Below are 25,467 nucleotides of genomic sequence, written 5' to 3'. Positions count from 1 at the left end.
GGTTTCTCAGGCCTCCCCGCTCAGGACATGCCGTAGCGTCTTGATTTCTTCAAGGGCCCGACCGGTGCCAATGGCGACGCAGGAAAGCGGCTCCTCAGCAATGGAAACGGGCAGGCCCGTCGCCTGTCGCAGCACATGATCGAAATTTCCGAGCAGCGAGCCGCCCCCGGTCAGGATAATGCCCTTATCGACAATATCGGCGGCGAGTTCCGGCGCGGTATGCTCCAGCGCGACTTTCACCGCCTCGATAATCGCGCCGACGGGCTCCGCCAGGCTTTCAGCAATCTGGCGCTGGCTGATGATCAGCTCTTTCGGGACGCCGTTCATCAGATCACGGCCCCGAATTTCGAGGGTTTCCCCCTCCCCGTCTTCCGGCGCGCAGGCCGACCCGATCAGCTTCTTGATCCGTTCGGCCGAGCTTTCGCCAACCAGCAGGTTATGATTGCGACGGATATAGGCGATGATGGCCTCATCCATCTTGTCGCCGCCAACGCGCACGCTTTTTGAATAGACAATGCCGCCAAGGGAGAGGACCGCGACTTCCGTCGTCCCGCCCCCGATATCAACAACCATCGAGCCCGTCGGTTCGGTCACCGGGAGCCCGGCGCCAATTGCGGCGGCCATCGGCTCGTCAATGAGAATGGCCTGCCGGGCGCCGGCATTTTCCGCGGCTTCCTTGATGGCCTTGCGTTCCACCGCCGTGGAGCCGGAGGGGACGCAGATGATGATCAGCGGCCGCGCAAAGCTGCGGCGGCGATGCACCTTGTGAATGAAATGACGGATCATTTCCTCGGCAATTTCGAAGTCAGCGATAACCCCATCGCGAAGCGGGCGGATTGCCTCGATATTTCCGGGGGTCCGGCCCAGCATCATCTTCGCCTCGTCCCCGACAGCGAGAACCTGCTTCTTCCCCTTGCTGTGAAGAATCGCCACGACAGACGGCTCATTCAGGACGATACCGCGACCCTTGACATAAACCAGCGTATTTGCGGTACCAAGGTCAATGGCCATGTCGGCTGACATCCAGCCGAGTAATCCGTTCAACATAAAACTGCCTCACATACCCGTTTATTGGGAACCCGTCCTACGGGCTCCGGAATTACCACAGAATGCACGTCCGACATCCGATAGCGGGTCAGGACCGAACCAAGTTCAGAATACTCCCGCGCCTGCCTCATGCCATCATGCCGACCAAGCCGCTGTTCGAACGGATCAAAAACCCAAACTGGACAGCGTTCTGCCGTTATGGCAGAAGATAGTTAACATTTTCCCACCATCCGCCGACAAATACGATTTTTTGCCTCTTGCAGGCAACTGATTTGTAAAGCAGACGCAGCAAATAGGCAAATATGATTAACCATAAATTTTGATGAATAAAGGATAATTTTTATCTGATATATAAGCCGCCGGACATTGGGCCAAAAATGAAAAAGCCGACGGAACCGTCGGCTTTTTGCATGTTTTCCTGTTCGAAACGCCCGTTCCGACCTAGTTTTTGGACTTGTCAACGAGACGGTTCGCCGCAATCCACGGCATCATGGCGCGCAGACGCTCGCCCACTTCCTCGATCTGATGCGCATCGTTACGAGCCCGCGTCGCCTTGAAGCTCGTCTGGCGCGCCTTGTTTTCCAGCATCCAGTCGCGGGTGAACTTACCGCTCTGAATATCGTCGAGGACGCGTTTCATTTCCGCCTTGGTTTCCGATGTCACAATGCGCGGGCCGGTGACATATTCGCCATATTCCGCCGTATTGGAAATGGAGTAGTTCATGTTGGCAATGCCGCCTTCATAGATCAGATCAACGATCAGCTTCACTTCATGCAGGCATTCGAAGTAGGCCATTTCCGGCGCATAACCGGCTTCAACCAGCGTCTCGAACCCGGCGCGGATCAGCTCCACCAGACCGCCGCAGAGAACGGCCTGCTCACCGAACAGGTCGGTTTCACATTCTTCCTTGAAGCTGGTCTCGATGATGCCCGCACGGCCACCGCCGATAGCGGAGGCGTAGGAAAGCGCAATATCGAGGGCATTGCCGGATGCATCCTGATGCACGGCAACAAGGCAGGGAACACCGCCGCCCCGCTGATATTCACCGCGCACGGTGTGGCCCGGACCTTTCGGCGCGATCATGAACACATCCATATCATCGCGCGGCACAATCAGGTTGAAATGAACATTAAGGCCGTGAGCGAAAACGAGCGCGGCACCGGTTTTCATATTCGCGGCCAGCTCTTCCTCATAGATGTCGGCCTGCAGCTCATCCGGCGTCAGCATCATGATAACGTCGCCCCATTTTGCGGCCTCGGCCGGGGTCATCACTTTGAGACCGGAGGCTTCCGCCTTCGCCGCCGAAGAAGAGCCCGCCCGCAGCGCGACAGCCACTTCCTTGACACCGGAATCCTTCAGGTTGTTGGCATGGGCATGGCCCTGGCTACCATATCCCACGATGACAACTTTCTTGCCCTTGATCAGATTAACATCGGCATCGCTGTCGTAATAAACCCGCATTTTATCTCTTCCTTCTCGATTAACTATCTAGCATTCAGTCAGTTTGTTGGTCAGATCACATCAGTTCCGCGGCGCAGCGCGACAACGCCGGTCCGGCAGACTTCGGCCTTGCCGAGAGGTTCCATCAGGGCAATGAAGGCCCGCACCTTGTCCGGCACGCCCGTCACTTCGAAAACAAAGGAATCCTCCGTGGTATCGACGGCGCGGGCGCGGAAGATATCCGCCATGCGCAGCGCCTCCACCCGCTTCTCGCCTTTGCTGATGACTTTCACCAGCGCCATTTCCCGTTCCACGCTTGGCCCGTCGGAGGTGAGATCGGCGACCTTGTGCACCGGCACCAGACGGCCAAGCTGGGCCTTGATCTGCTCGATCACCATGGCGGTACCGGAGGTGACGATGGTAATACGGGAGAGGTTTTCCTCCTGATCCACGCGGGCCACCGTCAGGCTTTCAATATTATATCCGCGACCGGAGAACAGGCCGACCACACGCGCCAGCACACCGAACTCGTTATCGACAAGAACGGAAATGGTGTGGCGGAATATTTCGGTATCTTCAGTCATTACTCAGACATCCCCTTGCAGCGCGGGTCTCTTGTAAACCAGCATTAGCGTTAAATCCATAGCTTTTCGAAGGAAAACTGCGCGATCAGACCAGCGAAAGCCCATCGGTGGTCACCTTTGGTCCGGCTCCCTCCTCCTCACCGCCGAGCAGCATTTCATTATGCGCCGCGCCAGAGGGCACCATGGGGAAGACATTCTCCGCCTTGTCCACCAGCATATCAACAACAACCGGCCCCTTGATGGCGATCATCTCGCGAATACAGTCATCGACCTGATCAGGATCGGAGCAGCGCAAGCCCGTGGAACCGAAGGCCTCCGCCAGCTTCACGAAATCGGGCAGGCTTTCCATATAGCTTTCCGAATAGCGCCCGCCATGCAACAGCTCCTGCCACTGACGGACCATGCCCATATATTCATTGTTGAGGATAAACACCTTCACCGGCAGGCGGTATTGCAGGATGGTCGACAGCTCCTGGATATTCATCATGGTGGAGGCTTCACCTGCAATATCCACAACCAGCGCATCGGGATGGGCGATCTGCACGCCCATCGCCGCCGGCAGGCCATAACCCATGGTGCCGAGCCCGCCCGATGTCATCCAGCGGTTCGGCTCGTCAAACTGCATATATTGCGCTGCCCACATCTGATGCTGCCCGACTTCGGTGGTGAAGTAACGGTCCATATCCTTGGTCAGCTCGTTCAGGCGCGAAAGCGCGTACTGCGGCTTGATCAGCTTGCCTTTCTGTTCGAACTTAAGACAGTCCCGACCACGCCAACCCTCAATTTCTGCCCACCATTTCTTGAGGGCGGTCTTGTTATCGCTCCTGTGCGACTCCGATTTCCAGACTTTGATCATATCTTCCAGAACATGGGCGACATCGCCGACAATCGGGATATCGACCGCCACATTCTTGTTGATGGAGGACGGGTCGATGTCGATATGGATCTTCTTCGAATTGGGCGAAAAAGCATCCAGACGGCCGGTAATCCGGTCATCGAAGCGGGCGCCGATACAGATCATGACATCGCAGTCATGCATGGCGTTATTGGCTTCAAATGTGCCATGCATGCCCAGCATGCCGAGGAACTGCTTGTCGGAGGCCGGATAGGCGCCGAGACCCATCAGCGTATTAGTGATGGGATATCCGGTCAGACGGACAAGCTGGGTCAGCAGCTTTGACGCCTTGGGGCCCGAGTTGATGACGCCGCCACCGGTATAGAAGACCGGTTTCTTCGCGCCCGCAATCAGCTTGACCGCCGCCTTAATCGCTTTCAAATCGCCTTTGACCTGCGGCACATAGCTCTTGTGCTTGACGAGCGCCGGAGGCAGATAGGCGCCCTTGCTGAGCTGGACGTCCTTCGGCAAATCGATCACGACCGGGCCGGGCCGTCCGTTGGTGGCCACAAAAAAGGCCTCATGCATGGTGCGGGCGAGATCATTCGCATCCTTTACCAGATAATTATGCTTGGTGACCGGACGTGTGATGCCGACGGTATCCGCCTCCTGGAAGGCGTCATTGCCGATCATATGGGTCGCCACCTGCCCCGTCAGGCAGATGATCGGAATGCTGTCCATCAGTGCATCGGCAAGGCCGGTGACCGCATTCGTCGCGCCGGGACCGGAGGTGACGAGCACGACGCCCGGCTTGCCGGTGGAACGGGCATACCCCTCCGCCGCGTGAACCGCGCCACCTTCCTGACGGACAAGAATGTGGCGAATGCTGTTCTGCTTGAAAATCTCGTCATAGAGCGGTAGCACAGCGCCCCCAGGATACCCGAAAATCACCTCGACGCCCTGATCCTTCAGCGCCTTGATTACGATTTCTGCTCCTGTCATTTCCTGGTTCGCCATTTGCCTGTTCCTAATCTCTCTGACGGGCTGTCTTCAAAAATAAATCCAATGGAAAAAAAGCGCCCGGCACAATACCGGGCGGCATCAGCAATCCATGCGGACATGGCTGCAATTTGGGAAACTAGACCTTCAATTCCGCTCCGTCAACAAAAATCGACGAATAAATGGAAAGAAATCAGCTTTCAAACTTTCCAAATCTTGCGCAGAAGAGCAATTTGCTTCGCACATCTTATTCCGCACCCAGGTCATCTGCCGTTTGGCATAACGTCGGGTGAGCATCTTGATTCGCTCCCGCGCCGCCTCCAAATCCATCTCCCCCTCCAGCACCTTGATCAATTCCGGCACGCCGAGCGCCTTCATGGCAGGCAGGGCCGGATCAAGCCGCCGCGCCTTCAGGGCGGCAACTTCCTGCAAGGCATTGCCTCCATCAATCATCCAGTCGAGACGCTGATTACAGCGGGCATAGAGCCAGTCCCGCGCCGGGTTGAGCGCCAGATGCAGACGCGGTCCCTCCAGAATATTTCCGGTCGGCGCCCGCTTTTGCCATTCGCCGAGAGGGATGCCCGTTTCCTCCACCACCTCAAGGGCGCGCAGGAGACGCTGGCTGTCCCCCGGTTTCAACCGCGCAGCCATCTCCGGATCCTTCTCCCGCAACATATTATGGATCACTGCGGTGCCCTCGCGCGCCTGTAAATCCCGAAGGCGTGCCCTTACACCTTCGGAAATTTCGGCGATCTCCGCAATGCCCCGGATCAGGATATCGAAATAGAGCCCCGTCCCGCCGACAATAATGGGAAGTTTGCCCGCGGCCTTCACATTGGCGATCTCCGCCAGCGCCATATCACGCCAGCGAGCGGCATTACAGTCATCGGCCGGATCGAGGACGCCGTAAAGACGATGCGGCACGCGCGCCTCCTCCTCCGCACTCGGCCGCGCGGTCAGGACACGCAGACCGTCATAAATCTGCATACTGTCCGCATTGATGATGACACCGTCAAATTCCTCTGCTATGGCAATGGCTGCTGCGGATTTGCCGCTGGCGGTTGGCCCGGCCAGAAGGACCGTTCCCGCCGCCTCGCGAGCTGGCGTTACGTTATTATCCATAGGGACTGCTGCCTCGACACATGACACAAAATTCGGTTCTCACCCTTGTCGCCGATCATACAGTCGGCACGCCATTGCGCAATCTTTCCGATAGCCTGGCGGACGCCTTACGGGCCAGCGGGGCGGATGTGGCGGTATTGGACTGGCTGAAAGAAGATCACGCGGTTGATATTGCCTTTCGTGGTCTTTCCCTGGCCGCGGCAGAGACGGCATTAGAGGCGGCGGGCGTGCCAGCCGGTGTTGATTACTGCCTGCAACACAGCGCGGACCGGCGCAAGAAACTGTTTCTTGCCGACATGGACAGCACCATGATCACGATCGAATGTATTGACGAACTCGCTGATTTTGCCGGGCTGAAAGCGGAAGTTTCCGCCATCACGGAACGCGCGATGAACGGCGAGCTCGATTTCAACGATGCCTTCCGCGCCCGCGTCGCCATGCTGAAAGGACTGCGGGAGGATGTCCTGCAACGGGTATTTGAGGAACGGGTTGTCATGACGGCAGGCGCCCGCACCCTTGTCCAGACAATGCGGGCGAATGGCGTCTACACGGCGCTGGTCTCCGGCGGCTTCACATTCTTCACCAGCCGGGTGCGCGCAGCGTTGGGCTTTCATATGGATATGAGCAACGAGCTTCTTTTTGAGAATGGAGCGCTCACCGGTGTCGCGGCAGAGCCGATCCTCAATTCCTCCGCCAAGCTGGCAACACTGGAAAGGCTGATGCAGGAAAAAGGCATCCCGCGCAGCCTGACGACCGCCATCGGCGACGGCGCCAACGACATCCCGATGATCGAAGCGGCGGGCCTCGGCGTTGCATTTCATGCCAAGGAAAAGGCGGCAAAGGCAGCGGATGCCAATATCCGCCATGGCGATCTTACCACCCTGCTGTATTATCAGGGCTACCGGCATAGCGAATTTGTTGATTGATGCACAGGATCGCGTTGATGCGACCCGCATGAAAAATGGCGCCCCGAGAGGCGCCACTTTCTGTTTCATATCCGTGAGTTCGGCAAAGCGATCAGCTTTCCTTGTCCAGCTTCAGGGCAATAAAGCGGGAATTATCGCCCCGCTTTAACAGCAGCAGCACCGACTTTTTATCGGATTTTTCAATTTCAGCCAGGCGGCCCTTGATCTGATCGGGCGTCGTCACCGGTTCAAGCTGGGCTTCCGTGATGACATCTCCCGGGCGGATGCCCTTTTCGGCCGCTTCGGAATTTTGCTGCACATCGGTTACCAAGACGCCTTTCACATCTTCGCCGATACCGAACTGTTCGCGCGCAGCATCATTGATGGGTGACAGCTGCATGCCAAGCACATCAAGGCTCTTGCCCACCACCGGTTCCGAAGACGTTCCTTCCGCCATGGCGATTTCAGCCTTCTCAAGCTCGCCGAGAACAACCTTGGACTCCACCGTCTTGCCGCTGCGCCAGAGTTCGACCGTCACTTCCGAACCGACTTTCGATTCCGCGACCAGACGGGACAGCTCTCTCGGTTCACTGACCTTTTCGCCGTTGAATTTCAAAATCACATCCCCGGCCTTGATCCCGGACTTAAAGGCAGGACCATCTTCCGGAACACCGGCGACCAGAACACCGTCGGTATTTTTGAGATCCAGCCCCTCGGCAATTTCCTCCGTTACCGGCTGAATGACAACGCCGAGCCAGCCACGGCTTGTTTTACCAAACTCGATAAGCTGTTCAACCACCGGGACCGCCAATCCGGAAGGAACCGCAAATCCGATTCCGATACTACCGCCAGATTGGGAAAAGATGGCCGTATTGATGCCAATCACCTCGCCATCCATATTAAAGAGCGGACCGCCGGAGTTCCCCTTATTGATAGACGCGTCGGTCTGGATATAATCATCATAGGGACCGGAGCGGATGTCGCGACCGCGGGCTGAAATAATCCCCGCCGTCACCGTACCGCCAAGACCGTAGGGATTGCCAATGGCAACCACCCAGTCGCCAACGCGGGCATCATCGCTGCTACCCCATTTAACATCAACCAGATCGCGCTCTTTCGGATCAATCTTCAGGACGGCAATATCCGTTTTGGGATCGGTACCGACCAGTGTTGCGGCCAGGCTTTCGCCGTCCTTGAAAATCACCTTGATTTCATCGGCACCGTCAATGACATGGTTATTGGTGATCACATAGCCGTCATCCGCATCAATGACAAAGCCGGAGCCGAGCGAAGTCGCCTTGCGCTCCCGCTCCTGACCGCCCTGTCCCCGGTTGCCGAATTCCTTGAAGAAATCCTCAAACGGATGTCCTTCGGGAAGGTTCGGGAACAGGCCGCCCTGCGGCGTTTTTACGGTTTGGGTTGTCGAGATATTGACAACCGCTGGCGACAGCTTCTCCACCAGATCGGCAAAGCTGTCGGGGGCCCCACGCGCCTTCGCATTGAAGGCAAAGACTGTCATCAAGGCGATAACTGTCAGGGTCGATATGATAATGGCACCATATTGCCGGAAAACCGGCGCGGGCGCCGCCACGGGCCGGGCATCTTTTGTCACCGGTTCGGGCATTGCTGAATATCGGTTATACAACTTCGTGTTCCTTCCAATTCCGACTCTCTGCCATCACTCGGGGATCGATCAGCAGAGGATCAACTGACAATATGAGCCCCCTCATTTAATCGCCGCAACATCCTGCAGCGACATCCCGCTGTATGTACCTAGAAATCAATTAAGGCAAAAATGTGCAAATCAAACCTGTTTCAAAAGAAAAATGGGTTAAATGAAAAAGGCATTTTATTTCAGAGGCCAAATCAGATTACAGCCTGATCAGCCAGACCGAAATGACACCGATTATAGCCGCCCCGAGTCCAAATATGCGTAAAATATGGCTGGGCGTATTCATGGCCGAAATCATCATTCTTTTCATTCCATCCGGAAACAGCGCATACAGCGCGCCCTCAAAGAACAGGACCAGCGCCAGCGCCAGCAGAATTTCCTTTAACACGCGATACTCCCCCGAAGGAAAACGGCCCGCAGATGATGCTGCGAGCCGTTTTATTCTGCCTAGTTGGTTGCCCGATCACCTGTTGTTTGCTGATCGAAATAGCGGAAGAACTCCGATGTGGGCGACAGTACCATGGATGTATCACTGTCGGACATGGAACCGCGATAGGCCTGCATGGAGCGGTAAAAGGCGAAGAAGTCCTCATCCTTGCCAAAGGCATCGGCGAAAATACGGTTTTTCTCCCCGTCGCCTTCACCGCGCAGGATTTCGGAATCCTTGCGGGCATTGGCGACCAGAACCGTCCGCTCACGATCGGCGTTGGCTTTGATCCGCTGGGCGATTTCCGCACCCGTCGCCCGGATTTCCTTCGCCTCCTGCTCACGCTGGGACCGCATCCGGTCAAACACCTTTTCGCTGTTCTCCTTCGGCAGGTCCGCGCGGACAATCCGCACATCAATCACGTCAATGCCCGTTGCCTTGGCTTCCGCATTAACCTGCTCGCGGATCTGGTTCATCAGGTTGGAACGCTCCCCGGACACAATGCTATTGAGGATCTGACGGCCAAGGTTCTGCCGCATCTGGGAATTGAGAATGGTTTCGAGCCGCTGATAGGCAATCTGCAAATTACCATAGGACTGATAATATTGCAGCGGATTGGCAATGCGGAAACGGGCAAAGCTATCCACCATCAGACGCTTCTGGTCACGGGTGACGACTTCTTCACGCTGCGTGCTGACGGACAGGACGCGCTTGTCCACATAGACCACATCCTGCACAAAGGGCAGCTTGAAGTTGAGGCCCGGCTCCTGGATCACACGTTTCGGCTCGCCAAACTGCATGACAATGGCCTGCTCCGTCTGCTGCACGGTAAAGAGCGACCCACCAGCAACAAAGCCGATGACCACCAGAAGAACGGCAAGAACAGTCAGAAAAGTCTTGTTCATTTGGAGGCTCCCCCCTTCTGGAGTTCATTGAGCGGCAGATAGGGCACGACACCGCTTGTCCCGCTTGAGCCGCCATCGATAATAATCTTGTTCTTGCCTGAGAAAACTTCCTGCAGGGTTTCAAGATAGATACGCTGACGCGTCACATAAGGCGCCTTGGCATATTCCTCATAGATGGAGAGGAAACGCGCGGCTTCACCTTCTGCCTCGGCGATCACCTGCTGCTTGTAACCTTCGGCTTCCTGACGGATACGCTCCGCCTCACCGCGGGCGCGCGGAATGATGTCATTGGCATAGGCCAGCGCCTCGTTCTGTGCCCGCTCCTTGTCCGCTTCGGCCGCCTGAACATCCCGGAAGGCGGCAATCACCTGCGCGGGCGGCTCGGCATTTTTAAGCTGTACCTGCAATACCTGCACACCGGCGCCATATCCATCGAGTATTTCCTGAAGCCGCTTCAGCACTTCGGTCTCGACCAGCAGACGCCCTTCGGTGATGGCCGCGGTCAGGTTGGTACGACCAATGACTTCGCGCATGGCGCTTTCCGCCACATTCTTGATGGCAAGTTCCGGCTGCTCGACATTAAACAGGAACAGCCCTGCATCCTTGATGCGCCAGAGAACCGTAAAGCCGATATCGACGATATTCTCATCACCCGTCAGCATCAGGCTTTCCGCCTCCACCGCCGTGGAACCGCCGCCGCGCGTCGGACGGAAGCCGACCTCAAGGCTGTTGACCTTGGTTACCTCGGGCGTCAGAACGGTTTCAATGGGGTAAGGCAGATGATAATTGAGGCCCGGCTGCGTGGTATTAACCCATTTACCGAAACGCAGGACAACACCCTGTTGGGTGGTCTCAACCTTGTAGAACCCGCTGATCAGCCAGGCGACCAGAAGGACCAGCAACAGGATCATGATGCCGAGTTTGCCGCCACCGCCGCCGGGGATCACATCTTTCAGACGCTCCTGCCCCTTTTTTATGATATCCTCCAGATTAGGGGGCTGCTGACCGCTTGGCCCCTGCCCCCAAGGTCCGCGATTGCCACCGCCACCCTGCCAGCCTCCGTCGTTACCACCCTGATTACTCCAAGGCATAGAATAGCATCTCCTTCATTATCCGCGCTGCTTTTTGCGCGTTTGCTTAACCTGTTCAGTCGCGTTATATGACACCCAGCATAATTCTGCAATGTACCAGGCATGAGAAAGGGGCAATTTCACGCCAAAATGCCGGGGCTCGCAGTTTTGTGATCTGATGCCTACTATTTTGTGCCCGAAGTGGAGTTTTCAAGCATGTCACCAATAAATGAGCAAACCATCCTCAATTGTCTTGACCGGGTGATTGATCCCAAATCGGGCAAAAGCGTGGTGGCGCTCGGGCTTGTGACCGGGCTGGTGATCAAGGACGGCAATGTCGGCTTCGCCCTCGAAATCAATCCGGCGGAGGCAAATGAGATGGAACTCTTGCGCAAAAAATGTGAGCAGGCTGTCTTCGATCTGCCCGGCGTGAAATCCGCGAGCGTCGTTCTGACGGCGGAACAGGCAGGCGCACAAGCGGCCTCCTCCCGCCCGGCGCGGCCGCAGCAACCGCAACAGCAGCCTGCCCAGAAGCCCGATGTGCCGGGCGTCGCCGCCATTATTGCTGTCGCGTCGGGCAAGGGCGGTGTCGGCAAATCCACCTGCGCGGTTAATCTTGCGCTTGGCCTTAAATCCCTCGGCCTCAAGGTCGGGATGCTGGATGCCGATGTCTATGGTCCGTCGCTGCCGCGGATGCTTGGCCTCAAAGGCAAGCCGCAATCGAAAGATGGCAAGAAGCTCATGCCGATGGAAAACTGGGGCCTCAAGGTCATGTCCATGGGCTTTCTGGTGGAGGAAGACACGCCGATGATCTGGCGCGGCCCGATGATCATGAGCGCATTGCAGCAAATGGTGTTCGATGTGGAATGGGGGGAACTCGATGTGCTGGTCGTTGACATGCCGCCCGGCACCGGCGATGCGCAGCTCACCCTCGCCCAGCGGGTGCCTCTGGCGGGCGCGGTGATCATCTCAACGCCGCAGGATATTGCCCTCATTGATGCGCGCAAGGGCCTCAACATGTTTCGGAAAGTCGATGTCCCCGTTTTCGGCATCATCGAAAATATGAGCTATTTCCTCTGCCCCTCCTGCGGGGAGCGGTCGGATATTTTCGGCCATGGCGGCGCCCGGGAAACGGCAAATGAGCTTGGTACCGATTTCCTCGGCGAAGTGCCGCTGCATATGGATATCCGCAAGACATCCGACGCCGGTACGCCCATCACGGCAAGCGAACCCGACAGCGCCCATGCCAAAATCTATCGCGCTCTGGCGGAAAAAATTCAGGAGAAGATCGAAGCGGGACTGGGAGTAAACAGTGGCCCCAAAATCGTGATCGAATAATAAAAAAAGCCCGGAAAATTCCGGGCTTTTTTGTTATCTCAATTTCGAACCATCAGGCTTCGGAGACGCGCTTGAGGCCAAGCGCCGCCTGAGCCGCGGCAAGCCTTGCGATCGGTACGCGATAGGGTGAGCAGGACACATAGTCGAGCCCGACGCGTTCGCAGAAATCAATGCTGGCCGGATCGCCGCCATGTTCGCCGCAGATACCGAGCTTGATCTCCTGCCGCGTCACGCGTCCGCGCTCCGCCGCCAGCTTCACAAGTTCGCCCACGCCCTCCTGATCAAGGGAGACAAAGGGATCGGTCTCGTAAATACCCTGCGTGATATAATCCTCAAGGAAGGACCCGCTGTCATCGCGGCTGATGCCGAAGGTGGTCTGGGTCAGATCGTTGGTACCGAAGGAGAAGAATTCCGCCTCATGGGCAATCTCGCCTGCCTGCAATGCTGCGCGCGGCAACTCGATCATGGTGCCGATAAGATACTCGATCTCCTTGCCGGTCTCGGAAGCGATGGCCGCCGCCACATTCTTGATCTTGCCTTTCAGGATCTCCAGCTCCTTTTTGGTAGCAACGAGCGGGATCATGATTTCCGGGATCACGGTCTCGCCGAGATCCTTGCTGACAAGGGCGGCCGCCTCGAGAATGGCCCGGGCCTGCATCTCGTAGATTTCCGGGAAGGAAATGCCAAGACGGCAGCCGCGATGGCCCAGCATGGGGTTGAATTCATGCAGCTGCTGCGCCCGATGGCGGAGCTTCGCCGGGTCCGCACCCAGCGCCTTTGCCAGATCGCCAATTTCCTCATCGGATTTCGGCAGGAACTCGTGGAGTGGCGGATCGAGCAGGCGCACCGTCACCGGCAGGCCGGCCATTATCCGGAACAGCTCGACAAAATCGCCGCGCTGATAGGGCAGCAGTTTGTCAAGGGCGGCCTTCCGCTCCTCTGTCGAATCCGCGAGGATCATCTGGCGCACGGAGACAATCCGTTCCGCATCGAAGAACATATGCTCCGTCCGGCAAAGGCCGATGCCTTCGGCGCCGAACTTGCGGGCGGTTTCTGCATCCAGCGGGGTTTCCGCATTGGACCGCACCTTCATGCGACGGGTTTCATCGGCCCAGGACATCAGCTCACCAAACTCGCCGGACAGTTCCGGCATGATCATCTCGACCGCGCCCAGCATGACTTCACCTGTGCCGCCGTCGATGGTAATGATATCCCCCTTCTTATAAGTCTCGCCAAGGACGCTCAAGGTTTCATTCTTGTAGTCGATGTTGAGCGACCCGGCACCGGACACGCAGGCCCGGCCCATGCCACGGGCGACAACGGCCGCATGGCTGGTCATGCCGCCGCGGCTGGTCAGGATACCTTTTGCCGCATGCATGCCATGAATATCCTCGGGGCTGGTCTCGATCCGCACCAGAATGACGGCCTTGCCTTCCCCGGCGAGCTTTTCCGCCTCGTCACTATTGAAAACGATCTGGCCGGAGGCCGCGCCCGGACTTGCCGGCAGGCCGCGCGCGATGACATTACGGGCCGCCTTTGGGTCCAGCGTCGGATGCAGGAGTTGATCAAGAGAGGCCGGATCAATCCGTTTGATGGCTTCCTCTTTGGTGATCAGACCTTCCTGCACCATGTCGATAGCGATTTTAAGGGCGGCCTTCGCCGTCCGTTTGCCAGACCGGGTCTGCAGCATCCACAGCTTGCCCTGCTGCACAGTAAATTCGATGTCCTGCATGTCGCGGTAATGCGCTTCCAGCTTCTTATAGACATCGACAAGCTGCTGGAAGACGCCCGGGAAAACCTCTTCCATCGACGGCGCGTCAGCACCTGATTCAAGGCGGGCCTGCTTGGTCAAATTCTGCGGCGTGCGGATACCGGCGACCACATCCTCGCCCTGCGCATTCACCAGAAATTCGCCGTAGAAAATTTTCTCACCCGTAGAAGGGTTACGTGTAAAGGCCACGCCGGTTGCGCTGTCGTCGCCCATATTGCCGAACACCATGGCCTGAACATTGACGGCCGTGCCCCAGCTTGCCGGAATATCATGCAGACGGCGATAGGTGATGGCGCGCTGGTTGGTCCAGCTGTTGAATACCGCACCGATAGCGCCCCAGAGCTGATCCTGCACATCCTGCGGGAAGGGACGGCCGAGTTCCTCCGCCACCTTTGCCTTATACTGGCCGACCAGATTTTCCCAGTCATCCGCCGCAAGGTCCGTGTCAAGAAGAAAGCCCTTTTCCTCTTTCAGGATTTCCAGCAGCTCTTCGAAATGGAAATGATCGACACCCAGCACAACATCGGAATACATCTGGATAAAGCGGCGGTAGCTGTCATAGGCAAACCGTTTGTCCCCGCTCTGCGCTTCCAGCCCCTTTACGGTCTCGTCATTCAGGCCGAGATTGAGAACGGTGTCCATCATGCCCGGCATGGACGCCCGGGCGCCGGAGCGAACAGAGACGAGAAGCGGCTTCGCCGGATCGCCGAAGCGGCCGCCGACCGAGGCCTCGATCCCCTTGATCGCGGCATCCACCTGGCCAGACAATGCCTCCGGGTAGGTCTTGTTATTTTCAAGATAAACCGTGCAGACTTCCGTGGTGATGGTAAAGCCCGAGGGGACCGGCAGACCGAGGTTGCTCATCTCGGCGAGGTTTGCGCCCTTGCCGCCAAGAAGATTACGCATATCGGCGGTGCCGTCCGCCTTTCCATCACCAAAAGAATATACCCACTTCGTCATCTCAAATTAGCCCTTCTGATGTTAAATTCAGTCGCTTTGTTTGCGTTATACAAATGCTCATACGCGAAAAAGGTAAAAATTAACCTTCAATTTTTGAAAAATCCGCCAATTGATCCAGTAAATTACGAATGGAGGACAATAGCCGTAACCGGTTGGCGCGCAGCGTCGGATCATCCGCATTCACCGTTACCTGCTCGAAAAAAGCATCGACCGGCTTGCGCAAAGTTGCCATGGCACTTCCCGCCTCCGCAAACTTCTCAAAGGTGATAGCTCCATTGATGAGGCCCGAAATTTCCTCAATCTTATCATTAAGTGCAATTTCGGCCGGATCCTCAAGCAGGCTTTTATCCGCTGGCGCATCATAAGAATGTCCGTCTTTCTTTTCCTCGATCCGCAGGATATTGGCCGCGCGGCGATAGGCAGTCAGCAGATTTGCCCCGTCGTCAGTCCCCAGAAAGTTCGAAAGGGCCTCTATCCGCATCATCAAGCGGACCAGATCATCCTCACCTTCAAGCGCAAAAGCGGCGGAGATATAATCATGGCGGACATTCTGCTCTTTCAGATGCACTTTGAGGCGATCGGCAAAAAAGGCAAGCAGTTCTGCCGCATCCAGCATCCCCGCGCCCTTATGTAACTCGCCCGATTTCTCAAACAGCGTGAGCAGCGGCATGCGCATTTTGTTTTCCAGCACCAGCCGGATCACACCCAGCGCAGCACGGCGCAGCGCGTAAGGGTCCTTCGATCCCGTCGGTTTTTCATCAATGGCGAAGAAGCCGGTCAGCGTATCGATCTTGTCGGCAAGGGCAACAACCACACTCACCGGATCCGTCGGGCAATTGTCTCCGGGGCCAAGCGGGGAATAATGTTCCTGGATTGCTTTGGCAACCTCGGGATTTTCGCCATCATGTTCCGCATAATAGCGGCCCATCAACCCCTGCAGATCAGCGAACTCACCCACCATCTCGGTCGTGAGGTCGGCTTTTGCAAGCAGCGCGGCCCGTGCCGCCAGCGCGGCGTCCGCCCCCGGAACGTACGGCGCGATTTCCGCCGTCAACGCCATCAGACGCGCCACCTTTTCGCGCACGGTGCCAAGACGCGCATGAAAGATGATTTTTTCAAGATCCTGTACCCGGCTTTCCAGCGTCCGTTTGCGATCCTGATCCCAGAAAAAGCGCGCATCGGAAAGCCGCGCACTCAAAACCCGTTCATTTCCTGCGGTGATCGCCTTGCCGCCATCTTCAGCGCGCAGATTGGCAACGACGATGAAGCGCGGCGCCATTTTCCCGTCCGGCCCGGCCAACGAGAAATATTTCTGATGGCTGCGCATGGCGGAGATCAGTGCCTCCTCCGGCACGCTCAGGAAGCTTGTATCAATAGAGCCGATCAGGCTTTCGGGCCATTCCACCAGACCCGCCACCTCGCTCAACAGGGCCGGATCGTCAATGACGCTCAACCCTTCGACACTCGCAAGTCGGGCAGCATCCTTGGCAATAATCTGCTCCCGCTCTTTCGAATCCAGCACCACATAGGCAGATTTCAGGCGGGCACGATAGTCCGCGAAATCTTTGACGGCAAATGCCGCCGGGGCCATGAAGCGATGACCGAATGTCTGGTTATTGGCCGTCAGATGTTCCCACTTCAACGGCACTGTTTCGCCATTAAAAAGGCAAAGAATATTGTGCAACGGCCGCACCCATCGGGCGGAATAAGCACCCCATTTCATCGGTTTCGGCCAGGAGAGCGCGGAAATGGCCGCATTCAGCAACTCCGGCAGAACGGCAAGGGTGGGCCGCCCCTTTGTCTCAATCACCGCGTAGTAAAAGCTGCCCTTGTCGGTTTCCCGCTCTTCCAGCTTGTCGCGGGTGATGCCCGCGCCTTTCAGGAAGCCTTCAATCGCCTTATCCGGCGCGCCGACACGGGGGCCGCGACGTTCCTCGAATGTATCGAGCTGGGCCGCCGGAAGGCCATCCACAACAACAGCAAGACGCCGGGCCGTGGCAAATCCTTCCAAGCGGTCAAAATCCAATCCGGCCGCTTTCAGCCCCTCCCCGACCAGACGGGCCAGATCGGCCGCCGCCTTGCTTTGCATACGCGCAGGAATTTCCTCGGAGAACAGCTCCAGCAGCAATTCAGCCATGTTACGCCCCCTCCGGCAGGTGACCGCGGCCCTTCAGCCATTGGGTGGCGCAGCCCTTGGCAAGCGCGCGCACGCGCGCAATATATGCGGCGCGTTCCGTCACGCTGATGACGCCACGCGCATCCAGCAGGTTAAAGAGATGGCTCGCTTTCATGCACTGGTCATAGGCGGGCAGCGCAAGGCCCGCGTCCAGTATCTCCTGGCACTGGATTTCCGCATCCTCAAAATGACGGAGCAGGATTTCGACATTGGAATGTTCGAAATTATAGGCGGAGAATTCCTTCTCATTCTGCAGGAAGACATCCCCATAGGTGACGCCCTCGCTGTTCCATTTCAGATCGAACATCCGGTCCACGCCCTGCACATACATGGCGAGACGCTCCAGACCATAGGTGAGTTCGCCGGAAACCGGGCTGCATTCGAACCCGCCGACCTGCTGGAAGAAAGTGAACTGGCTCACCTCCATCCCGTCGCACCAGACTTCCCAGCCAAGACCCCAGGCGCCCAGCGTCGGGCTCTCCCAGTCATCCTCGACAAAGCGGATGTCATGGTTCTTCGGATCAATGCCGAGGGCATAGATGCTTTCCAGATAAAGTTCCTGAATATTGTCAGGCGACGGTTTGAGCAGGACCTGAAACTGGTAGTAATGCTGTGTCCGGTTCGGGTTTTCCCCATATCGGCCGTCAGTCGGACGACGGGACGGCTGGACATAGGCGGCCTTCCAGGGCTCAGGCCCCAGCGCCCGCAGCGTTGTCGCCGGATGAAAAGTCCCTGCCCCTACCTCCATGTCATAGGGTTGCAGGATGACACATCCTTTCGACGCCCAGTAATGTTGCAAGGTCAGGATCAGATCCTGAAAGGAATTGGATGGCGCGGAGGCCAGATTACCCGCCATGATTACAGACCATACTGCTTTTAGAATAATTGCGCTGCAACATAAAGCGCTGTACCGGGCGGGTCAACCGGCCACAGGCGGCTTTTACTATTTATCCTGACAGCGGTGCTCGGCCAGATCGGCAACGAACGCCTCACAGCGCGGGCATTGGTCGAGATCGAGCATCTTATCCGCCGATTGTTCCTTAAAAGCGCCGCTTTTCGGGCGTTTACCAAGCTTGTCCTCGATATAGCGGCGATAAACGCGATGGGCCAGAAAAACGCCGAGGATCGCCAGCAGCAGCAGAATGATCTTGAATGGTGACAACAATTGCTCCCGTTTCGTCGGTTAATGAGACCGAATCACAAATCTGTCACAGGCCAAACCGCGCCCAGTGAGCCCGGCTCTGCAGCGCCTCAAGCATGGCCTGCACGGCATCTCCGCCAGCATGAGCAGAAGCCCCCAAGCCGAGTTTTTTCGCAAGGAAACCCTGCTTGCCTTCAACCCGGGTAAAGCGCACCTTTTCGCCAAACCGTTCACGACAGAAAGAACGCACATCACCAATGCCATCGGCAAGGCCAAGCTCAACCGCCTTTTCGCCGATCCAGACATCGCCGGAGAACAACTCCTTATCCTTGCGCTTCTTCAGCTTCTCGCCGCGGCGAGATTTTACAAGCTCCCGAAAGTTTTCATGAATATCGCCCTGTATTTTCAGCAGCCACTCCACATCCTCGCTCTTTTCCGGGCTGAAGGCATCCAGCTTCACCTTGTTCTCCCCGGCCGTATAGATCCGCCGGTCCACGCCCAGCTTCTCCATCAGACCCGGAAAGCCGAAGCCTGCCGACACCACCCCGATGGAGCCGATAACCGAGCTTTTGTTGATATAGATTTCATCGGCAGCGAGGCCGAGCCAGTATCCGCCGGAGGCCATCACATCCTCGGCAAATCCATAAACCGGGATATCCTTCTCTTCGGCAAGCTGGCGAATACGGTCGAAGATCAGCGCCGATTGCACGGGCGACCCGCCCGGTGAATTGATGGCGAGTGCCACGGCGGCCAGATGCTTCGTTGAAAAAGCAGTCTCGATCTGCTCGGCCAACCCGGCGAGATTGAGATGCTCCCCCCGGAGCTTGTTGCCGCCCGGCGAGATGACACCATAAAGCGGCAGAACAGCCACCACCGGCGTTGTATCAAAAAACCGCTTCAGCGGCGTTTTCATCATAAGTTGCTTTATTTTCATGTTTCTCAAGGTAAGGATTTAACCGGCCTGTACAAGTCTTTTCAATCAAGATAACGGGCAAGTGACGCGCTGTTGCGATGAATGGCTTCCGACGCCTCGCTCGGCCGCCCGTCCGCGCCATGCAGGACAAGCCCGCGCATCAGACGCAGCGGGCTTTTCGCGCCCTTTACCCCCTGCACAATGATCCTTTTGGCCGGGCTCTTCTCATCCGCCCACAGAGGGATGACGCGAAGGCGACCGCAGCGGGCTTCCATCACAGCCAAAATTTCGCCCAACCTCTCGGCTCTGTGGATGACCGTCACCGTGCCCTTTGATCTCGCCCGCGCAATGGAAAATCGTAGCCAGTCGGCGAGCGGTACATCCGCTTCGCGCCGTGCCAAGGTGCGGGCCTCCGTCCCCGCAGCCTGCGAGCTGTCACGCTCGAAAAAGGGCGGATTGGTGAAGACATGATCAAACCCCGCCTCCAGCAGGGGTTTTCCGCCCGGCCCGACAAGACCGGCGAAGCTTTGCCGCGCCCCGATATTGGCTTCAAGGATATGACACCGGTCTGCGAAACCATTCTGCTCCGCATTCTGCCGGGCAAGGCTGGCAAGTTCTGACTGTATCTCAATGCTCCAGAGAGCCGTGCCCGCCAGCCGATGCAGCGCGCAGTATCCAGCCGTACCAACCCCTGCCCCGACATCCAGCAGCGACTCGCCCGCCTTCGCCTCAATCGCAGCGCCCAGCAGCACCGCATCGGAGCCGGCGCGGAATCCCCGCCGCGGCTGCCATATCTTCAGCGCCCCACCGAGAAACTCATCGCGGCTCAGCTCTTCCTCCCGCTCTGCGACATCAGGAACCGCCGTCGTCATTCGCGCGCCTTCCCTTCGCCGATATCTTCAAGAAGCTGCTCGGCACGCGTGAAATCTTCATCCGCCACCATGATCCGCCGCTGGATCGCGCCGATACTTCCTTCCAGTATGGAGGTATGCTCATCGAGCAGGATTGCCGTTATCCCTTCGTCTTCCAGCAGCGCCGTCAGATAGGAAATCAGCACCGGATCATTGCATCGCATCAGTTCTTTCACATATCCTCCATCAGGTTCTCTCTCACATTCCGCGCGCCAGGCGGGAATATATCGCGCTTACTTGACCCTTCGCAATCTTAAGCTATGCTCGTCGGCAAACCAACCGGCCTCATGAGGAAAAAGTGGCTATTATCGTAAATCTCGATGCTCGCAAGGACCGCAACGGCAAAGCCTCCATCTCCCGTCTGATGGAGATTGTGGAGCAGGATCTGGCGGACACCAACGATATCATTCTGGATCGTATGCACAGCGAAGTGGATCTCATCCCGACGCTGGCGCGTCATCTGATTGCGGCGGGCGGCAAGCGGCTGCGCCCTGTCCTGACCCTCGGAGCGGCGAAACTCTGCGGTTATGAGGGCGACCGGGCAAAAAAACTCGCCGCGTGCGTCGAGTTTATCCATACGGCAACGCTGCTGCATGACGACGTGGTGGATGAGAGCGATTTGCGCCGCGGCAACGAAACGGCCAATGTCCTCTGGGGCAATCAGGCGAGCGTGCTGGTCGGCGATTTCCTGTTCAGCCGTTCTTTCCAGCTCATGGTCGAGGATGGCTCGCTCGAAGTGCTGGCGATTCTCTCTAACGCCTCCGCCGTGATTGCGGAGGGCGAAGTCATGCAGCTCATGAATGTGGGCGATACCAACACCACAGAGGACAGCTATCTGAAAGTTATTTCCTCCAAGACCGCCGCGCTGTTCGCCGCCGCCTGCGAGGTCGGCGCGGTGGTGGCCGAGCGGCCCAAAACGGAAGCGCGGGCGCTGGAGAGCTATGGCCGCAATCTTGGAATCGCCTTCCAGCTTGTCGATGACGCCCTTGACTATTCGGCAGAGCAGCAGGCCCTTGGTAAATCCATCGGCGATGATTTCCGCGAAGGCAAGGTGACGCTGCCAATCCTCCTCGCTTTTCGCCGTGGCAATGCGGAGGAACGCGCTTTCTGGAAACGGGTGGTCGAAGACCATGACCAGCAAGACGACGATCTGGAACGCGCAATTGAGATCATCAACCGCCATTCAGCGCTGGAAGATACAATAGAGCGGGCCCGCCATTATGGCGCCATGGCAAAAGATGCCCTCGGGATTTTTGAGGACAGCGAAATCAAATCCGCCTTGCTGGAGGCCGTTGACTTCTCAATCGAGCGGGCTTTCTGACGCGGCTCTCCGCTTTTTCAGGAAAAATCCGCCCACCCCTCATTTCGCCCTTGCAGAAGGCAGGCAAAGGTGATTATAACGCATCTGCTTCGCCGGACCCACATTCCACGGGCCCGGCACCGGTCGGGGCGTAGCGCAGCCTGGTAGCGCACATCGTTCGGGACGATGGGGTCGGAGGTTCGAATCCTCTCGCCCCGACCATTTAAAAATTCCCTAAAATTTGAATGAATTACGCGCAAAAGGCTGGCTTTATGCGGCCTTGCGGCGGCGTGCATTGACGCCTAAAATCCCTGCTGTCATTGTAGCTTATAAGACAGGGGGAGGTTTATATGGCGGCGCTGAAAGTCGGACCCGTTCTGGGGCTTGAGGGGGAAGATCTATATACGGTCTGTTTCTCAACGGCACTGGAGGTGGCGGAGACCACGTGGCAGCTTGGCGGCAAAAGCGCCAAATGCCGGATCATAGCCGAGACACCCAATTCGCGGGTCTGGCGGGGGGAGCAGAAAATTACCGTGCCGAGCGGTGATGGCGGCAAGCAGGTTCCCTATCAGATTATCATTGACGGGGCGGCGGCGAGCGACCGGAACCGCCGTGATGAATGGGGCTTCTATGTTCCCGGCAAGACGGAAGAAGCGCGCTTCGCCTATGGCTCCTGCAACGGCTTTTCCTCCCTCGACCTCATGCACAAGACGGAAGAGCCCTACCGCCTCTGGCAGGAAATGGCGGAAACGCATTTTGCTAAGGATGAGACGCCCTTCTCCCTCCTCCTCATGGGCGGAGATCAGCTTTATGCGGACAGTATCTGGACCGAGGTGGCGGGCCTCGCCACCTGGAACAAATATTCAAAGAAGGAAAAGGAAGCCTACAAGATCCCGCCGACGACCCGCAATCAGATCGACCTGTTCTTCGAAAAACTTTACGAGACCCGTTGGACTGATCCGTCCATGAGCCTGATGCTGGCCAGCGTCCCTTCTGTCATGATGTGGGATGATCACGATATTTTCGATGGCTGGGGCAGCTTCCCCGAGACGATGCAGGACTGCGAGGTTTTTCAATATATCTTCGAAACCGCAAAGAAATATTTCGAGACATTCCAGATTCGCTCCCGCTTTAACAAGAGCCTGCTGGAACCCGACGGAGCGCATTATGCCTTCAAGACGGATTTTCGCGGCTATCGCATTCTCGCCCTCGACAACCGGGCGGAGCGCACTCTGCAGCAGGTGATGAGCAGCGCGCAGTGGGAGAAAGTCATCGCCTGCCTGAAGGAGGACACAAAGGCGCATCTGCTCGTCCTCTCCGCCGTGCCGGTCGTTTACCGCGATTTTTCAGCCGCGGAAAAAGCATTCGATGCAACGCCTTGGGAAGAAGAACTGACGGATGATCTGAAGGATCACTGGCGGTCAAAAAACCATGAAGGAGAACGCGCCCGGCTCATTCACTGGCTGCTGGAAAATGCGCAGATACGCAACGCGGGGCAGATGGGAGAAAAATATAAGACCGTGATCCTGTCGGGCGATGTGCATATCGGCTGTATCGGCGTCATTCATGACAGCAAGCGCAATTGCAAGGTGCACCAGGTGGTCTCATCGGGCATCGTCCATCCCTCACCAAGCCGTCTGCAATGGATCGGCATCATGACGGTCACCAATGACAATACGGAATTTCTCGATGAGGATCAGAATATCCGCATTTCCATGCTGACGCCCTTTGCTTCGGACAAATATATCCGCCAGCGTAATTTCGTTACACTCAACATGGGCACGGATAAAAAACTCTGGATCAACTGGCAGAGTGAGGGGAAAGACACCCCCTGTTATCCAATCCAGTAATCTCGCATTAGAGAGCAGGCGCGGAAGAACCTAGTGCTTCTTCGCCCGCCCCCTCATCTGATCGGCAGTATCGCCTAATGGCAATGCACCTCTCCGGTCCTGTTGTCTTTGTGACAGCATTGGCCGGGAGGTGAACTTTTGCGACATCCCCCGCCGTGCGCCGGTGTCTCGGCTTCGATCTGCAGGACGCTGATTCTCTCCATGCCCGCCATCGACACGCCTGCGGTATATGGCAGTACCGCCGCAAAAATGAGGCACCCCAAAACCTTTATCAGTATAAACGGCAGTTTTCTCACATTTTCTCTCCATTGCACCTAAAAAGGATAAATTTTAATAAAATTCTATTAATGCGTGAAACAGAAAAATCATATATATTTCCCAATCCTGCCGGGTTTGACACTTGTTATTGACAACTTTCAGGTCTAAGATTCATTGCTTGAAGTTGTAGTAAAGGACAGGGAGGCCGCAAAAAGCAGGGAATTTGCGGGATTTGCCGATGACGTGGAGGCAAGTTGGTTCCGGGGAATATGAAAATATTTCTTTTGAAACCAGGGAGTATAAAGGCGAATATCTACATATCATTACGCCTGCCGGTGCCCTGACGCGGGAGGATCGGCTTCCTGTGTATCAGGCAACGCTGGATCTCACACGTTCAGACAGCTACCTCTGCTTGCTTGATAATCGCAAAGGCCAGGAACTCTCTCTCACGGGAGAGGATATCGTCTATTTTGCCGATATTCTCGCAGACCATGGCATCCGCCGCGTTATCTACGCTGTTGTCACCAACGATCCGGGATATGGCAATATCATCAAGCTGATCAGGGCAATCGCCGAGACGAAAAACATAGCCATGCACGCCATGTCGACCACAAAATTCGACGAGGCGGAGGAGTTCTTCCTTGCGGAGATTGAAAAACTCGCCGCAGAACAGTGAAGGCCGCGCGCGAAGGAGCGACACGACCTTCACAGGACTTCTATCAGACTTCGGTATAGCGCAGGTAAGGCCGCACCTCATCCCATCCTTGCGGGAACTTCTCCTTGGCCGCATCGTTGCTGACGGATGGCGGAATGATGACCTTCTCGCCGGGCGTCCAGTCCGCCGGTGTCGCGATGGTATTTTTGTCCCCCGCCTGCATGGAATCGATCACACGCAGGATTTCGTTGAAATTCCGGCCGACGCTCATTGGATAAGTCAGCATGAGACGGATTTTCTTGTTCGGATCAATTATGAATACGGATCGGACCGTCTGGGTTTCACTCTGCTCAGGGTGCAGCATGTCGTATAGCCGGGCGACCTTGAGTTCAGAGTCGGCAACGATCGGGAACTGCACATCGGCATTTTGCGTTTCGTTGACATCGCCGATCCATTTCAGATGAGATTCAACCGTATCCGTGGACAGGCCAAGCGCCTTTACATTGCGATCGGCAAACTGCTGGGAAAGCTTTGCAGTACGGCCCAGTTCCGTCGTGCAGACTGGCGTAAAATCGGCCGGATGGCTGAAGAAGAAAACCCAGCTATCCCCCGCCCATTCATGAAACCTGATCTTCCCCTTGGTTGTCTCGATTTCAAAATCAGGGGCGATATCACCAATTCTCAATGTCATTTCATACTCCTCTTTGTCGATTTGGCTTGAACGGCAAGCCGGTGGAATGCCCGGAAAACGGGTTCACATCAAATGAATCCCATGGGACTCAAGACAGCGAAAAGCGCTCCCCTATGGCATGTAAGATTTATTCATACTGTAAATAAAATGCAGAATATCGGGCGACTTCCGCAGGCATGCCTGCGAAGGAAACCATTCCGGTTTCCGGAAATCTCCCGTTTCGTTGCTTCTCCACCCGCAGAAACGCCCATTCCGGCGCCTTCTTCTTGAACAACGAAATCAACTTTTTCATCCGGCATTCTCCCACATATACATATCGCCGAACCACCGAATGATCGGAAGGCTGCGACCCTATGACGACCGCAACAGAAACGGGAATACCACATTCTGATCATAAAAACACCTGTCTTGACAGTTTAATTGACAGTTTCCGCCAAAATTCACATAAGATAACATTCCTGTTGCCGCTCCCGCTCATATGGTTACAATCTTCAAAA

General features: G+C 56.6%; 23 protein-coding genes and 1 tRNA gene. 6 read left to right on the top strand and 18 right to left on the bottom strand.

Going from position 1 to position 25,467, the window contains the following annotated elements; translation table 11 throughout:
• Nucleotides 1-6: 6 nt before the first annotated feature.
• The 5 genes from CMN55_RS03280 to miaA form a co-directional block, all read right to left on the bottom strand.
• On the bottom strand, nucleotides 7-1,047 hold the full coding sequence (locus tag CMN55_RS03280) for a rod shape-determining protein (protein ID WP_293948115.1): 1,041 nt from the start codon (nucleotides 1,045-1,047) through the stop codon (nucleotides 7-9).
• Between the two features lie 441 nt (nucleotides 1,048-1,488).
• Nucleotides 1,489-2,508 carry a ketol-acid reductoisomerase gene (gene ilvC, locus CMN55_RS03275; RefSeq protein WP_293948114.1) on the bottom strand — a complete coding sequence of 340 codons (1,020 nt, stop codon included), beginning with the start codon at nucleotides 2,506-2,508 and terminating at the stop codon, nucleotides 1,489-1,491.
• Between the two features lie 50 nt (nucleotides 2,509-2,558).
• Nucleotides 2,559-3,071, bottom strand: coding sequence for an acetolactate synthase small subunit (gene ilvN / locus CMN55_RS03270; RefSeq protein WP_293948113.1), 513 nt, complete (start codon nucleotides 3,069-3,071; stop codon nucleotides 2,559-2,561).
• An 85-nt stretch (nucleotides 3,072-3,156) separates the two neighbouring features.
• On the bottom strand, nucleotides 3,157-4,923 hold the full coding sequence (locus tag CMN55_RS03265; protein WP_293948112.1) for an acetolactate synthase 3 large subunit: 1,767 nt from the start codon (nucleotides 4,921-4,923) through the stop codon (nucleotides 3,157-3,159).
• Nucleotides 4,924-5,052: 129 nt separating this feature from the next.
• Nucleotides 5,053-6,027 (bottom strand): tRNA (adenosine(37)-N6)-dimethylallyltransferase MiaA, encoded by a 975-nt coding sequence (gene miaA, locus CMN55_RS03260; RefSeq protein ID WP_293948111.1) that lies wholly within the window; start codon nucleotides 6,025-6,027, stop codon nucleotides 5,053-5,055.
• A 20-nt stretch (nucleotides 6,028-6,047) separates the two neighbouring features.
• On the opposite strand from miaA, the gene serB reads away from it, so the two are divergent.
• Nucleotides 6,048-6,953 carry a phosphoserine phosphatase SerB gene (serB, locus tag CMN55_RS03255; protein WP_293948110.1) on the top strand — a complete coding sequence of 302 codons (906 nt, stop codon included), beginning with the start codon at nucleotides 6,048-6,050 and terminating at the stop codon, nucleotides 6,951-6,953.
• Between the two features lie 91 nt (nucleotides 6,954-7,044).
• Here serB and CMN55_RS03250 read toward each other — a convergent pair whose 3' ends face one another.
• The 4 genes from CMN55_RS03250 to hflK form a co-directional block, all read right to left on the bottom strand.
• Nucleotides 7,045-8,544: a DegQ family serine endoprotease gene (locus tag CMN55_RS03250; protein WP_293948109.1), complete on the bottom strand. Its 1,500-nt coding sequence runs from the start codon at nucleotides 8,542-8,544 to the stop codon at nucleotides 7,045-7,047.
• 259 nt (nucleotides 8,545-8,803) lie between these two features.
• A complete protein-coding gene (locus CMN55_RS03245) occupies nucleotides 8,804-8,992 on the bottom strand; it encodes a DUF2065 domain-containing protein (protein WP_293948108.1) in 189 nt (62 codons plus the stop codon).
• Nucleotides 8,993-9,051: 59 nt separating this feature from the next.
• Complete coding sequence (hflC, locus tag CMN55_RS03240) at nucleotides 9,052-9,936, bottom strand: protease modulator HflC (protein ID WP_293948107.1); 885 nt, start codon at nucleotides 9,934-9,936, stop codon at nucleotides 9,052-9,054.
• Entirely contained in the window at nucleotides 9,933-11,027 is a 1,095-nt protein-coding gene (gene hflK / locus CMN55_RS03235; protein WP_293948106.1) for an FtsH protease activity modulator HflK, read from the bottom strand. Before hflK ends, hflC begins: the two co-directional genes overlap by 4 nt.
• A 195-nt stretch (nucleotides 11,028-11,222) precedes the next feature.
• On the opposite strand from hflK, the gene apbC reads away from it, so the two are divergent.
• A complete protein-coding gene (apbC, locus tag CMN55_RS03230) occupies nucleotides 11,223-12,344 on the top strand; it encodes an iron-sulfur cluster carrier protein ApbC (protein WP_293948105.1) in 1,122 nt (373 codons plus the stop codon).
• 52 nt (nucleotides 12,345-12,396) lie between these two features.
• On the opposite strand, the gene ppdK is transcribed toward apbC, so the two are convergent.
• The 7 genes from ppdK to CMN55_RS03195 form a co-directional block, all read right to left on the bottom strand.
• A complete protein-coding gene (gene ppdK, locus CMN55_RS03225; RefSeq protein WP_293948104.1) occupies nucleotides 12,397-15,075 on the bottom strand; it encodes a pyruvate, phosphate dikinase in 2,679 nt (892 codons plus the stop codon).
• A gap of 79 nt (nucleotides 15,076-15,154) precedes the next feature.
• Nucleotides 15,155-17,212: a glycine--tRNA ligase subunit beta gene (gene glyS / locus CMN55_RS03220; RefSeq protein ID WP_293948103.1), complete on the bottom strand. Its 2,058-nt coding sequence runs from the start codon at nucleotides 17,210-17,212 to the stop codon at nucleotides 15,155-15,157.
• Between the two features lies 1 nt (nucleotide 17,213).
• Nucleotides 17,214-18,107, bottom strand: coding sequence for a glycine--tRNA ligase subunit alpha (locus CMN55_RS03215; protein ID WP_293948102.1), 894 nt, complete (start codon nucleotides 18,105-18,107; stop codon nucleotides 17,214-17,216).
• Between the two features lie 87 nt (nucleotides 18,108-18,194).
• Nucleotides 18,195-18,413, bottom strand: coding sequence for a hypothetical protein (locus CMN55_RS03210; protein WP_293948101.1), 219 nt, complete (start codon nucleotides 18,411-18,413; stop codon nucleotides 18,195-18,197).
• A gap of 46 nt (nucleotides 18,414-18,459) precedes the next feature.
• On the bottom strand, nucleotides 18,460-19,326 hold the full coding sequence (locus tag CMN55_RS03205) for a S49 family peptidase (protein ID WP_293948100.1): 867 nt from the start codon (nucleotides 19,324-19,326) through the stop codon (nucleotides 18,460-18,462).
• Nucleotides 19,327-19,367: 41 nt separating this feature from the next.
• A complete protein-coding gene (locus CMN55_RS03200) occupies nucleotides 19,368-20,177 on the bottom strand; it encodes a tRNA1(Val) (adenine(37)-N6)-methyltransferase (RefSeq protein WP_293948099.1) in 810 nt (269 codons plus the stop codon).
• Nucleotides 20,174-20,392, bottom strand: coding sequence for a putative signal transducing protein (locus tag CMN55_RS03195; protein WP_293948098.1), 219 nt, complete (start codon nucleotides 20,390-20,392; stop codon nucleotides 20,174-20,176). The genes CMN55_RS03200 and CMN55_RS03195 overlap by 4 nt, the downstream gene beginning before the upstream one ends.
• Before the next feature lie 122 nt (nucleotides 20,393-20,514).
• Between CMN55_RS03195 and CMN55_RS03190 the strand changes: the two genes are divergently transcribed.
• The 4 genes from CMN55_RS03190 (at nucleotide 20,515) to CMN55_RS03175 (ending at nucleotide 24,300) form a co-directional block, all read left to right on the top strand.
• Nucleotides 20,515-21,537: a polyprenyl synthetase family protein gene (locus CMN55_RS03190; protein WP_293948097.1), complete on the top strand. Its 1,023-nt coding sequence runs from the start codon at nucleotides 20,515-20,517 to the stop codon at nucleotides 21,535-21,537.
• Between the two features lie 124 nt (nucleotides 21,538-21,661).
• Nucleotides 21,662-21,738: transfer RNA gene (locus CMN55_RS03185), tRNA-Pro, on the top strand.
• Nucleotides 21,739-21,866: 128 nt separating this feature from the next.
• Nucleotides 21,867-23,366 (top strand): alkaline phosphatase D family protein, encoded by a 1,500-nt coding sequence (locus tag CMN55_RS03180; protein WP_293948096.1) that lies wholly within the window; start codon nucleotides 21,867-21,869, stop codon nucleotides 23,364-23,366.
• Between the two features lie 496 nt (nucleotides 23,367-23,862).
• The gene (locus tag CMN55_RS03175) at nucleotides 23,863-24,300 is read left to right on the top strand and encodes a hypothetical protein (protein WP_293948095.1); all 438 of its coding nucleotides are present in this window, start codon (nucleotides 23,863-23,865) and stop codon (nucleotides 24,298-24,300) included.
• Nucleotides 24,301-24,343: 43 nt separating this feature from the next.
• Here CMN55_RS03175 and CMN55_RS03170 read toward each other — a convergent pair whose 3' ends face one another.
• Together CMN55_RS03170 and CMN55_RS03165 are read right to left on the bottom strand one after the other, a co-directional pair.
• Nucleotides 24,344-24,970, bottom strand: coding sequence for a peroxiredoxin (locus CMN55_RS03170; protein ID WP_293948094.1), 627 nt, complete (start codon nucleotides 24,968-24,970; stop codon nucleotides 24,344-24,346).
• 131 nt (nucleotides 24,971-25,101) lie between these two features.
• The gene (locus CMN55_RS03165; protein WP_293948093.1) at nucleotides 25,102-25,269 is read right to left on the bottom strand and encodes a hypothetical protein; all 168 of its coding nucleotides are present in this window, start codon (nucleotides 25,267-25,269) and stop codon (nucleotides 25,102-25,104) included.
• Between the last annotated feature and the right edge of the window lie 198 nt (nucleotides 25,270-25,467).

The sequence above is a fragment of the Sneathiella sp. genome (assembly GCF_002694385.1).
GTDB lineage: Bacteria > Pseudomonadota > Alphaproteobacteria > Sneathiellales > Sneathiellaceae > Sneathiella.
This window is presented reverse-complemented; position numbering and strand designations above follow the sequence as displayed.